The sequence below is a fragment of the Novosphingobium sp. B-7 genome (assembly GCF_000410615.1).
Classification (GTDB): Bacteria; Pseudomonadota; Alphaproteobacteria; order Sphingomonadales; family Sphingomonadaceae; genus Novosphingobium; species Novosphingobium capsulatum.
On sequence record NZ_KE148427.1, the window covers coordinates 1,010 to 13,436 of the forward strand.

Sequence of the window (12,427 nt, forward strand, 5' to 3'; positions counted from 1 at the left end):
CGTGCCAATACCGATGGGCTGACCGGCCTGCCCAACCGCGCCGCGTTCAACACCGCGATGGCCACCGTCGATTGCAGCCAGCCCGGCAACTGGGCGCTGTTCCTGATCGACCTGGATGGCTTCAAGGCGGTGAACGATACCTATGGCCACCACGCTGGTGACCGCTTGCTGGTGCAGGTAGGGCAGCGGCTGGCACAAATGGCCGCGCCAGACACGGTGTTCCGCATCGGCGGCGACGAATTTGCCGTGCTGGTGCAGGATGACGAGCACCTGCGCACGCTCGATGCCCTGGCAGAGCGGCTGCTCGACGGCTTGAAAGTGCCCATCACCATACCAGGCCACGTGCTGCGCCCGGCCGGCACCATGGGCATCGCCATCTTCAACGCCGGCGATGTGACGCCCGAACGCGTGCAGCAGAACGCCGACTTTGCGCTCTATCACGCCAAGGACGTGGCGCGCGGTGGTTCTATCCGCTTTTGGCCGGGCATCGGCACGCGGATGACACGGCGCATTACCGCGGTGCGCGAGTTGGACGCCGCGCTGCGCGAGGGCCGCCTGGTGGCGCATTACCAGCCGGTGGTAGACCTTGCCACCGGCACGGTGAGCGGGCTGGAGGCGCTGTGCCGCATCCGCATGGGGCAGCGCCTGCTATCGGCAATGGCGTTTCACGATGCCACCAGCGATCCGCAGACCGCCAATACCCTGACGCGCGAGATGATCCGCCAGGTGGCGCGCGATGCCCGCACCTGGCTCGATCTAAATGTGCCCTTTGCGCGCGTGGGCATCAATGTCAGTTCAACCGACCTGCACAGCGCCGGCTTTTTCGACGCCACCGCCACCGCGTTCGAGGAACACGGCGTGCCGCTGGACATGATCATCCTGGAAGTGACCGAGGCGGTCTATATGGATGATGATGGCGGCGTCATTCGCCGCTCGGTCGCGGCGCTGCGCGAACGTGGGCTGAAAGTCGCGCTCGATGATTTCGGCACCGGATTTGCCTCGCTCACCCATCTGATGACCGTGCCGGTCGATTACATCAAGATCGACAAGTCGTTCGTGGATCGCATCGCCACGCACCGGCCCAGCCAGATCATCGTCGAAGGCGTGATCGACATCGCCACCAAGCTGGGCATCCAGGTGGTGGCCGAAGGCATCGAGGCGGCTGACCAGGCGCAGATCCTGCAAAGCCTCGGCTGCGTCCTGGGCCAAGGCTATCTCTATTCGCACGCGGTCGATTGCGATGCGATGACCGCGCTGCTGCGCGGCGGGCCGCTGCGGACCCTGCCAGCCCCGCGCGTGCAGCAGCAGGCCTGATCACCCGTCAATCGCGCGGGCGGGTGGCGCGCGGTGGCTCTGCCCCGGTTGTCCCGAACAGCGCCATGTCGGCCCAATGGGGCCAGGCAATCACTGCCGGCTGCTCTCCCAGCCAGACCAGGCGCGGGCGGCGCGGATCGAGCGCGGGCCAGGTGCCGATCGGCGCGCTGGCCGGAATGCCGCTGCGGGCAAAGGCCAGGAGCGCGCCTGCCATGGTGTCTTCCAGCGCCTGGTCCACCCCTTGCCAATCGCGCGTCACGCGAAACAGGTTGAGCGCGTCGCGCGTGCGCAGCCAATAGGGCACGTCACCGGTGTGATAGGCACCGACGGTGGCCGGATCATGATCGGAAAAGACCACCCCCGGGGCATAGGGCTGCCGCCGGGCAAAGAGATAGGCATAGACCGGCTGCGCGCCAAAGCGGCGCTGCGCCGCCGCCCAGTCGGCCATCTGCCGCCCGACAGTGGCATCGCGGGCGATATCGGCCGCCGTGCGGGCCGGATCAGGCCCGGCATAGGCCGCCAGGATGGCATCGGCCTCGCCACCGAACCGCGCCTTGACCGCTACGGCCAGATCCTGCGCCGTGGTCACCGGCCCCAGCGGGCGAAAGCTTTCGTCGCGGGTATAGCCGATCAGCACGGGCACATCGTTTTGCCCATGGGCGGCAAACACCGCTTCCGCGCTGCCGGTGATCACCTGTCCATCGCGCACGATCGGGCTGCGCGGGCTGGCAGCGGCAATGATGCGGTCACCGGGCAAGGTGCGCAGCTGCGCCAGCGAGGTCGCGCCCAGTTCCTTTTGCAGGGCCAGCCCTTGCGCCTCTCCCTCCGCCAGGGGCGCCGGGCCGAGCATGCCGCCAAACGGGCTGCCGCTCATCGCCACGGCACGGGCAAACAGACCGCGCGCCATCGGGCTGATCTGCAACAGCGCCACCGACATGGCCCCGGCCGATTGGCCCACGATCGTGATGTTATCGGGATCGCCGCCAAAGCGGGCGATGTTGCGCTTCACCCATTGCAGCGCGGCGATCTGGTCCATCAGGCCATAGTTGCCCGAGCCATGCCCGCTTTCGGCCGACAGCGCGGGATGCGCCAGGAAGCCGAGAGCCCCGACGCGGTAGGCGATATTGACGCGCACCACGCCCTCGCGCGCCATCGGCTCTCCCGAATAGTTGGCCATCGAGGCGGAACCGATGTTGACCCCGCCGCCATAGATCCACACCACCACTGGCGCCTTGCCTGCCGCCTTGGCCTGTGGCGCCGGCGCCCAGATGTTGAGGTAGAGGCAGTCCTCGCTCGTCGCCTCGTTGCCGAAATAGTGGTTCTGCAGCGATCCGCGCAGCGGTTGCAGGCATTCGGGGGCATAGCGATCGGTGTGCAACGTGCCGGCCCACGGGACAACCGGCTGCGGCGCGCGCCAGCGCAATTCGCGCAAGGGCGGCGCGGCAAACGGCACGCCCAGCCATGCCTGGATGCCCGAGGGCAACGTGGTGCCCTCGATCATCCCGCCATCGACGGCGATGGGCGCAGCCTGCGCTGGGGCCGCGAGGCCCAGCGCCAGCGCCGCCAACAGGCGTCGGATCACTTGCCCGTCCCGCCTGGCGCAGGAACCTTGAGCACGCGGTGGAAGAAATCGAACGTGGCATTGAGCGCCTGCATCGATGCGGCGTGGGTTTCGGCCGGGGTGCGGCCAATGAAGCTGTGATCGACATGGGGGATGTAGATCGCCGTGACCGGCACGCCCGCTGCCTTCAACGCCGCCTCGCCCAGGTGCGATTGCGCCACGGGCACGGTCTTGTCTTCCTCGCCATGGATCAGCAGGAACGGCGGGGCTTTCGCGTCGATATAGGCGACCGGGCTGACACTGCGGAGCTTGTCGGCGCTGCACGGGCCATCGCATCCCAGCAGGCGGGCACCGGCCGAATTGCCATCGGGCGTGGCATTCATGCCGGCAAAGTCATAGACGCCGTACCACGTCACCGCGCCTTGGACGCAAGCATCGGCACCGGCGGCCGGATCGAGCGCGGTGTTCTTGCAGGTCAGCGCGGTCAACGCGGTCAGATGCCCGCCGGCAGAGCCACCCCACAGCGCCACGCGCGCCGGGTCGATGGCATATTGCGCGGCGTGCCCGCGCAGGAAGCGCAGCGCGGCATTGGCGTCCTGCAGCTGGGCGGGAAACTTTGCCTCGCCCGACAGGCGGTATTCCAGGCTGGCGACGGTGAAGCCTTCGGCCGCGAGCGCAGCAAGCACCTTGGGCCAATCGGCAAAGGCACCGGAATGGCGAGTGTGCCCGGCCATCCAGCCACCGCCGTGGATATAGAGCACCAGCGGATGCGGTCCCTTGGTGGCCGGCACATAGATATCCAGCGCCTGCGGGCGATAGCCGGGCAATTGCTGATAGGTCACATCGCGCCAGGCCTTGACCCCACCGGGAAACGCCACCGGCACCTGGGGAAAGCGATCGGCCAGAACCGGCGCGGCTTCGGTGGGGAAATCGCGCGTCGGGGCAGCCAGGGCCGGCGTGGTGAGCAGGGCCAGCAGCCCCAGCGCAGCGGGAAGGCGTGCAAACATCAGGTCTCTCTCCATGTTCTTTGTTATCGTTGTGTCGTGCCGGGCGTGCCCGGCCGGTCAGTCGGGAAAATCGGGCTTGTGGCGGGCCTGGGCGGCCAGGCGGATCGGCGCGTTTACCGCGCCATAACCGGCATAGCCGCGCCGCTCGACCACCTCGAAAAACACCCGGCGGGCAAAGGCGCGGCTGTAGAATTGCAGATATTCGGCCTCGCCATCGCGGTCGTAGAGAATGTCGCGCGCAGCCATGGCCTCGATCAGCTCGGGCTCCAGCCCCCAGCGTGCCTCCAGATCGTCGAAATAGTTGCGCGGGATCGCCAGGCGCGGCAGGCCCTGGGCATGGGCGGCATCGGCCACGGCCACGATATCGTCGGTGGCAAAGGCGATGTGCTGCACCCCGGCGCCGAAATAGTTCTGGATGAAGCGCGAGGTGAGCGATTGCGCCGCCAGCGAGCCATTGAGCGTGAAGCGCACCGAGCGATCGGCGTTTTCCACCGCCTGGCTCTGGATCAGGCCCATGGGATCGGCAATGTCGAGCTGCGGCGTCTTGGCCACGTCGAACAGCGCGACATAGAACAGCAGCCAGCTGAGGAATTCCTCGTACTGCATGGTCTGCGCGATGTGATCGATCGCCAGGCGCGGACCGGGCACGGGATCTTCCAGCGCATGGGGAAATTCATGCGCCCACATCGCCGCGCGAGTGGCGGCATCGACGAAATAGATCAGGCTGCCGCCCACCCCGCGCACGCTGGGGATCGGCCATTCATCGGGCGCCAGCGCCTGGATGAACCGCGGCACGCGCAGGAAATCGGCCCGCGCCAGCGCGCCGGGCACATCGTCCACCGCCAGGCCCAGCGCGCAGACCGAAGCGCCGTGGACCACATCGAAACTGTGCGCCAGCCCTTCGGGTTCGCAGTTGATCACGATGTTGACGGGGTTTTCCAGCCCCTGTGGCACCACCCCTTGCGTCCAACGCGTGACGTCCTTGCTGCGATGGCGCGCGGTGGGGCGAAAGCCCAGGGGGCGCAGCATAGCCGCCAGGTTTTCGGCCTCTTCATGGCTGGCGGCAAATTCGATGAATTCCACGCCGCTGGTTTTCACGCGCGGCGGCAGGCTGGCGGCGCTGGCCGAAGGGCGGGTGATGCCGCCTTCCAGCAGGCGCAGCGCGCGATAGCCATCCAGCGCCACGCCGCTGGCCGATCCAGCGCGGAACCGGTCGTTGAAGATTTCCAGGCTCCAATAGCCCTGGTAGCCGATCTTGCGGATCGCGGCGGCCCAATCATCGAGCGGGAAATCGCCCTGGCCGGGCATGGAGCGGAAATGGCGGCTCCACCCCAGGTGGTCCATGTCGAGCATGGGGGCATCGGCCACCTGGACGATGAACAGCTTGTCGGCGCGGATATCGCCGATGCTGGACGAAGGGATCTTGCGCGAGAGCGAGTGGAACGAATCCAGCACCAGGCCCAGCGCGGGATGATCGGCATCGCGCACGATGCCCCATGCCTCGCGGTGATCGTGGACGTGCCGGCCCCAGGCCAGCGCTTCATAGCCCAGGCGCAGCCCGCGCGCGGCGGCGCGCTCGGCCGCCTCGCTCAGGTCGGCAATGGTCCGCTCGCGGTTGCCATCGGCGATCGGCGAACAGCTGGAGCAGACCAGCAGCAAGTCGGTGCCGAGTTCCTGCATCACGTCGAACTTGCGCTCCAGCCGGTCGAACGCGCGGGTGCGCTGCGGCTCGGGCAGGCCATCGAGATCGCGGAACGGCTGGAACATCGTGCAGGCCAGGCCCAGGTCACCCATCAGCGCGGCAATCTCGCGCGCGGAGAGATGCGTCGAGAGCAGGTCGTTCTCGAAAATCTCGGCGCCGTCATAACCGGCCGCTGCGATCGCCTGCAGCTTGGCCTCGAGCGTGCCCGAAATCGATACGGTGGCGATGGATGTCTTGAATGCGGGATTCGTCATGGCCGCCTGCCGTTTGTTGCCTTTGGTTTCCTGCCCCGGCCACGGGCCTATCACGGGCCGCTGCTTGACAAAAGCAAAAATGTTAGGGACTAGTTCGTTACATAAATTGATCTGGCCCAGGGAGCGGAAACGAACCTGCCGGGCCTTGCAACGAGGGACAGGTGCGGCAAGGAAGGGCATACGGCGCAACCAGGATGGTGCCCGCAGCGATGCGGGGCCAGGCCGATGCGCGCGCGATTGCCCAGGAGAGTTCCTTGCCGGAAGACGACGCCCCCGCCCCGCTTGCCGAGGCTTCTGCCGCCACCGCCGCAAAGCCGCCCCGCCGCTCCCGCGCCGAAACGCGCGAGGCCGCGATCAATCAGATCGTGGACATCGCCACGCAGGAATTCGTGGAAAAGGGCCTGGCCGGCGCGCGGATCGACGAGATCGCCGGCAAGGCCACCAAGCGCAAGATCTACTACTATTTCGACGGCAAAGAAGAGCTTTACCGCGCCGTGCTGGAGCGCGCCTATCGCCGCGTGCGCGACAGCGAGGCGCAGGTGGATATCACCACCGGCACCGCGGAGCAGGCACTGCGCCGCCTGATCGAGCACGACGTGCACTATCACGCACGCCACCCGGAACTGGTGCGCCTGGTGATGAACGAAAACATCCACCACGCCCAGCATCTCAAGCAGATTACCGAACTGCCCAGCCGCAACCACAGCGTGATCGATATCCTGCGGCAACTGATCAGCCGGGGCGAGGCTGAGGGCAGCTTTCGCGTCGGGATCGACCCGGTCGATCTGCATTTCAACATGACGGCGCTGGCGTTCTACAACGTTTCCAACCAGTTCACCTTTGCCCACAATTTCGGCGTGGACATGACCAGCGACAGCGCGCTGGCCCACCGGGCACGCCAGGTGGCAGACATCATAATCGCCTGGGTGACGCGCAAGGATTGAGCGCCTGACCGTGGCCCGCTGGGGCTGCGGCCGCGCCGGCCTGCACCGTCATCCGCGCATGCGGGAGAGAGACAGGCATGGCCACACCCATCACAGCAAGCGCCGGCGCATGCCCGGCGCAATGGACCCGCACGGGCCTGGCCATCGTGGCCCTGTGCTTTGCGATCAACATGGCCGACGGTATCGATGTGACGATCCTGTCGTTCATCGCGCCGCGCATCCAGGCCGATTGGGCGATCGGCGCCGATACCATGGGCCTGCTGTTCGGCGCGGGGCTGGTCGGCATGGCGATCGGCGGCATGGGCATTGCCCCGCTGGCAGACCGGCTGGGGCGCCGCCGCATCATCCTGGCAGCACTGGGGCTGATGTCGGCCGGGATGGTCGCCAGCGGTTTTGCCGGCTCTGTGCCCATGCTCTATGGCTTGCGCGTGGTGGTGGGCATGGGCATCGGCACGGTGCTCGCAGCGATGGCCGCGCTGGCCGCTGAATCCGCGCCAGCCGCGCAGCGCAACCTGGCGGTGGGCATCGTCCAGGCGGGCTATCCGTTCGCCGCGGTGTTTACCGCGCTGCTGACGGCGCATCTCCTGCCGCTGTGGGGGTGGCACAACCTGCTGCTGATGGCGGGCGGGTTGACGGTAGTGCTGTTTCCCGCCGCGCTGCTGATCCTGCCGCGCGCCGGTGCAGCGCGGACGGCCGATGGCCCGGCGCGCGAACCGGCAGGGCGAATCGGTGACCTGCTTTCTCCCGCCTTCCGTGCTCGCACGCTCACGCTGTGGGCGGCGGTGTTCTGCGGGCTGATGGTGCTCTATTTCATCGTCAGCTGGATCACCAAGCTGTCGATCGCGGCCGGCCTTTCCGAAACCGACGGCATCTATGCCGGGGCGCTCTACAATTTCGGGGCATTTGTCGGCACGGCGGGGATGAGCATGCTGGCCGTGCGCGTCCCGCTGGGGCGCCTGGTGCCCGGCATGCTGGTCAGCGCGGGGGTCGCCATGCTGGTATTCGGATCGCTCGCCATGCCGGTGGCGGCCACGCTCGCCCTAGCTTTCCTCATCGGGGTCACGCTGCAGGGTGGCTACAACGGCGTGTGGCCGCTCGCCGCCTCGGTCTATCCGGCGCGGATGCGCGCCACGGGCGTGGGCTGGGCGATCGGCCTGGGCCGCGCAGGCGCGGTGATCGGCCCGATGATGGGCGGTTGGCTGATGGCGGCCAAGGCGCCGCTGCCGCTACTGTTTGCCGCCTATTGCCTGCCGCTGCTGGCCTGCGCCGCCGCCGCATTTGCCGTTGACCGCATGTCTCGGCGTGTTGCGGAATAATTTGACAGGAACTAGTTCGTAACATAAATGAGTCGTCGGAAGGCGAAACGGCAAACGTTCGCCAGGGAGGATGACCATGCGTTTGGAAGGCACTCGTCTCGTGCTGTCCGCGTCTGCGCTGAGCGTGGCCGTGGCCCTTGCAACCCCGGCTCTGGCGCAGGCTGCGCCGCAAGCCAATGCCGCGCCCGATACGGCGCCGGCGGCCGAAGCGGCCCAGCCCGATGTCAAGGAAATCGTGGTGACCGGCTCGCTGATCCAGCGGCCCAACAACACCGCAGTCAGCCCGATCGTGTCGGTCAGCAACGAAGCGATCAAGGCCAGCGGCAACGTCAACCTGCAGGATGCGCTCAACCAGTTTCCGGGCTTCACCCCCGCCGGCAATTCCGGCACCGGCGGCCAGGGCACCGGCGGGCGCGCCTCGGTCAACCTGCATGGCCTGGGCCCCAACCGCAACCTCGTGCTGCTCGATGGCAAGCGCCTGCCGCTCTCGGATATCTCGGGCACGGTCGATACCAACATCATCCCGGAATCGATCATCGGCGGGGTTGACGTGATCACCGGCGGCGCATCGGCCGTCTATGGTTCGGATGCCATGTCGGGCGTGGTCAATTTCAAGACCCTGCGCAGCTTTGAGGGGATCAAGGCCGACGTCCAGAACAGCCTGAGCGAAAAGGGCGACGCCTACAAGTTCTCGGGCTCGATCGCGTTCGGCAGCAGCTTTGCCCAGGATCGCGGCCATGTCATCGCCGCGTTCAGCTATACCGACCAGGACCCGATCAACGGCAAGGCGCGCAGCTTCTTTTCCGACAAGACGCCCTCGTCCTACATCGGCACCGGCACGTTCGTGCCCAACGCCACCAACGCGCCCAATGCCGCCGTCGTGCAATCGGTGTTCGCCGGCTATGGCGTGACCAAGACGATCAACCCGCTGCTCAACCTGGGCTTCAACAACGACGGCTCGCTGTTCGTGCAGACCGGCGCGGTCAACTACAAGGGCCAGACCAACAGCGGCGGCTATGCCCTGGTCGGCGGCAACGTGCGCATGCCGGTGGGCCAGCAGGTCGATTTCATGAACGGCCTCAAGCGCAAGACCGCCTTCATCAAGGCGGACTATGACCTGACGCCCAACCTGACCCTTTATGGCCAGTTCCTGTTCGTCGATCTCAACGTCCACACTGCCAGCGGCAACACGCTGACGCAGTTTGGCCAGCTGACCACCATTCCGGTCACCAACCCGTTCATTCCGCAAGACCTGCGCACGGTGCTCGCCTCGCGGCCCAATCCCACGGCCAATTTCCTGTGGAACGGGCGCTATGTCGGCCTGCCGTACAAGAGCTGGGATGAAGACTATACCGTCCAGCAATACATGGCGGGGCTGAAGGGCAATATTGCCCCGGGCTGGACCTTCGATGTCTATGCCTCGTACGATCAGTCGGTCCACAACCAGACGATGCGCAATGCCGTGGTCAAGAGCCGGGTGCAGAGCCTGCTGAGCGCGGCCGATGGCGGCAACTCGCTTTGCCAGGGCGGCTTCAATCCGTTTGGCGATGCCAACATGCGCTCCGTCTCGGCCGCCTGTGCCGCCTATATGACCAAGGACGCATTCAGCGCCGAGCGCCTGGGGCAGACTCAGTTCCAGGGCCAGATCAACGGCAAGCTGTTCGATCTGGGCGCAGGCCCGGCGCAGATCGCGCTGGTCGCCGGCTATCGCAAGAACACCTACAACTATCGCCCCGACAGCGACCTGCAGGCGCAGAACCTGGAAGCGGTGACCGCCTCGCAGCCGGCCTCGGGCCGTATCTCGGTCAAGGAACTGGCCGGGCAGATCGACATTCCGCTGGTGGCCGACAAGCCGTTCATCCGCGAACTGGGCATCGGCGCGGCCGCGCGCGTATCGAACTATTCGGTCAGCGGCACGGTCACCAGCTACGAAGCCGATATGCGCTGGCGCCCGACCGACACGATCATGCTGCGCGGCGGCTATCAGCGCGCGGTGCGTGCGCCCAATATCGGGGAGCTGTTCTCGCCGCAGCAGGGCACGCAGCTGGTGATCGGCACCCCGCCCGGCTCGCTCGGCGATCCGTGCGACTATCGCTCCACGGCGCGCACCGGTGCCAATGGGGCGCAAGTGGCCGCGCTCTGCGTGGCGCAGGGTGTGCCGCAGGCGGCGATCGGCAGCTATTCGTTCCCCACCACCGCCACCGGGCAGCTGGTTTCGGGCAACATCGGCCTGCGCCCCGAACATGCCGATACGTTCAACGCCGGGGTGGTGTTCAACGCCCCGCGCGGCGGCGGTCTGTTCGGCGATTTCTCGTTCTCGGTCGATTACTACAACATCTCGATCAAGAACGTGATTTCCACCGTGCCTGGCCTCACCGTGCTGTCCAAGTGCTATAACCTCGATGGCAGCAATCCGGGCTATGCCGCCAGCAACCCCTATTGCGCGCTGATCCAGCGTGACAGCAACGGGCAGCTGGTCAATGTCGCCACACCCTATCTCAACCTGGGCTCGCTCAAGACCGACGGCGTGGAAGCGCAAGTCAACTGGGCAACCCCGGCGCCGTTCCTGGGCCGCACCGGCAAGATCTATACCACCACCACGGTTGGCTGGCTCCATGCCTACAAGGTGCAGCTGCTGCCCGGCGCTGCGGAAATGAACTATACCAACATCAGCAATGGCGCAGCCAACCCCAGCTCCGTCCCGCCGCGCGCCACGCCGCGGTGGAAGGCGCTGACCACGCTGGGCTATCGCTCTGACAACATGGGCATCGGCCTGCGCTGGCGCTTCCAGAGCGCGATGCAGGATGTCAGTTCGGTGCTCACGCCCAACAACACGCAGGTGGGCATTGCCGCCTACAACCTCTACGACCTGTTCGGGAATGTGAAGGTCGGCAAGATGTTCGAGCTGCGCGCCGGCATCAACAACCTGCTCAACGCCAAGCTGCCCTACGTCGCCAGTTCGCAGAACGGCACCGACGTGGCGCTCTATGATCCCATCGGCCGCTCGTTCTATATCGGCGCGCGGGTTAGCTTCTGATCCACCCTGCCCCGGCGCTGCATCCCTGGTGGTGCAGCGCCGGAGCCTTTTTGCAAAGACACAGGTTTTGATGATCCGCTCCGGGCTTCTTGGTCGCGCCATCCTGGCATCCAGCTCTCCACGCCTGCACGAGGAAGAGGCCCGCGCCCTGGGGCTGGAGCTGACATATGAACTGTTCGATTTCACCCAGCGTGGCCTGGCCGATGCCGACCTGGCCAGCGTGGTCGACAACCTCAAGCGCCAAGGCTTTGCCGGCTTCAACGTGACCTATCCGTTCAAGCAGGCGATCATGCCGCTGATGGATGAACTCGCGCCCAGTGCCCAAGCGGCCGGCGCGGTCAACACCGTGGCGATCCGCGATGGCCGGCTGATCGGCCACAACACCGATATGCCCGGCTTTCGCGACAGCCTGCTGGCCGGGCTGCCCGGCGCGGCACTCGGCCATGTCATCCAGTTGGGCGCAGGCGGTGCGGGTTCGGCCGTGGCCAACGCGCTGCTTTCGCTTGGCGTGGCGCGGCTGGAACTGGTCGATCCCGATGCCGCACGCGCCGGCGCTCTCGCCACTGACTTGGCGGCACGCTATCCCAGCGCCCGCGTGCTGGTCACGCCGCTGGCCGATCTCGATACCGCGCCGGCCGATGGCATAGTCAACGCCACGCCGATCGGCATGGCCGCCAAGCCCGGCACGCCGATCCCCGCCGAGGCCATCGCCGCGCACCACTGGCTGGCCGACATCATCTATTTCCCGCTGGAAACCGAGCTGCTTCAGGTCGCACGAAGCAAGGGCTGCCGGGCCATCAACGGCATCGGCATGGTCGTGGGCCAGGCCGCGCTGGCGCTTGGCATCATCACCGGCCACACGCCCGATGCGGAACGGATGAAGCAAAGCCTGGCCTGATCGGCCGGCTCAGCCGGCGGCGCGCGCCACGGCGTTGATTAGCTGTTCGGTGGCAAAGGGCTTGCGCAGCACTTGCGCATCCGGGCCGGCGACGGCCTCGATCGCGGCTAGATCGGCAAAGCCGCTCATGAACACCACGCGCAGGGCGGGGTGGTGGCGGGCGAGCTTGGCCGCCAGTTCCGCCCCGGTCATCCCCGGCATGGCGAAATCGATCGCGGCCACTTCGGGCAGCGCCTCTCCGGCCTGTTGCGCGCGTTCCAGCAGGGCCAGCGCCGCAGGACCATCGGCCGCCACGTCAACCACATGGCCGTGATCGGCCAGCGCCGCCGCCAGCGCACGGCGCAGATCGGGATCATCGTCCACCAGCAAGACGCGCGCCAGGCTGGTGCCGGCG

Annotated in this window: 9 protein-coding genes; 5 read left to right on the forward strand and 4 right to left on the reverse strand. The window is 66.7% G+C overall.

Features of this window, described 5'->3' with window-relative positions; all coding sequences use genetic code 11:
* Window positions 1–1,314 (forward strand): bifunctional diguanylate cyclase/phosphodiesterase (locus H926_RS28845; RefSeq protein ID WP_237741100.1); only part of this gene is annotated, 1,314 nt, incomplete at its 5' end.
* A 7-nt stretch (window positions 1,315–1,321) separates the two neighbouring features.
* Here the strand turns inward: H926_RS28845 and H926_RS0118590 are convergent.
* From H926_RS0118590 to H926_RS0118600, 3 genes are read right to left on the reverse strand one after another with little or no spacing between them, the layout of a single operon-like run.
* A complete protein-coding gene (locus H926_RS0118590; RefSeq protein ID WP_022677638.1) occupies window positions 1,322–2,896 on the reverse strand; it encodes a carboxylesterase/lipase family protein in 1,575 nt (524 codons plus the stop codon).
* The gene (locus tag H926_RS0118595; protein WP_022677639.1) at window positions 2,893–3,882 is read right to left on the reverse strand and encodes an alpha/beta hydrolase; all 990 of its coding nucleotides are present in this window, start codon (window positions 3,880–3,882) and stop codon (window positions 2,893–2,895) included. The genes H926_RS0118590 and H926_RS0118595 overlap by 4 nt, the downstream gene beginning before the upstream one ends.
* Before the next feature lie 57 nt (window positions 3,883–3,939).
* On the reverse strand, window positions 3,940–5,838 hold the full coding sequence (locus H926_RS0118600; RefSeq protein WP_028658219.1) for a bifunctional sugar phosphate isomerase/epimerase/4-hydroxyphenylpyruvate dioxygenase family protein: 1,899 nt from the start codon (window positions 5,836–5,838) through the stop codon (window positions 3,940–3,942).
* A gap of 194 nt (window positions 5,839–6,032) precedes the next feature.
* Here H926_RS0118600 and H926_RS28850 point away from each other — a divergent pair, with 194 nt between their 5' ends.
* The 4 genes from H926_RS28850 (at window position 6,033) to H926_RS0118620 (ending at window position 12,033) form a co-directional block, all read left to right on the forward strand.
* Window positions 6,033–6,782, forward strand: coding sequence for a TetR/AcrR family transcriptional regulator (locus H926_RS28850; protein ID WP_022677641.1), 750 nt, complete (start codon window positions 6,033–6,035; stop codon window positions 6,780–6,782).
* 77 nt (window positions 6,783–6,859) lie between these two features.
* Window positions 6,860–8,098, forward strand: a complete 1,239-nt coding sequence (locus H926_RS0118610) for an MFS transporter (RefSeq protein WP_022677642.1) — start codon at window positions 6,860–6,862, stop codon at window positions 8,096–8,098.
* A gap of 76 nt (window positions 8,099–8,174) precedes the next feature.
* Complete coding sequence (locus H926_RS0118615; protein ID WP_237741101.1) at window positions 8,175–11,135, forward strand: TonB-dependent receptor domain-containing protein; 2,961 nt, start codon at window positions 8,175–8,177, stop codon at window positions 11,133–11,135.
* Between the two features lie 70 nt (window positions 11,136–11,205).
* Window positions 11,206–12,033, forward strand: a complete 828-nt coding sequence (locus tag H926_RS0118620) for a shikimate dehydrogenase (RefSeq protein WP_022677644.1) — start codon at window positions 11,206–11,208, stop codon at window positions 12,031–12,033.
* Between the two features lie 9 nt (window positions 12,034–12,042).
* Here the strand turns inward: H926_RS0118620 and H926_RS0118625 are convergent.
* A partial coding sequence (locus H926_RS0118625) for a response regulator (protein WP_022677645.1) occupies window positions 12,043–12,427 on the reverse strand: 385 nt, incomplete at its 5' end.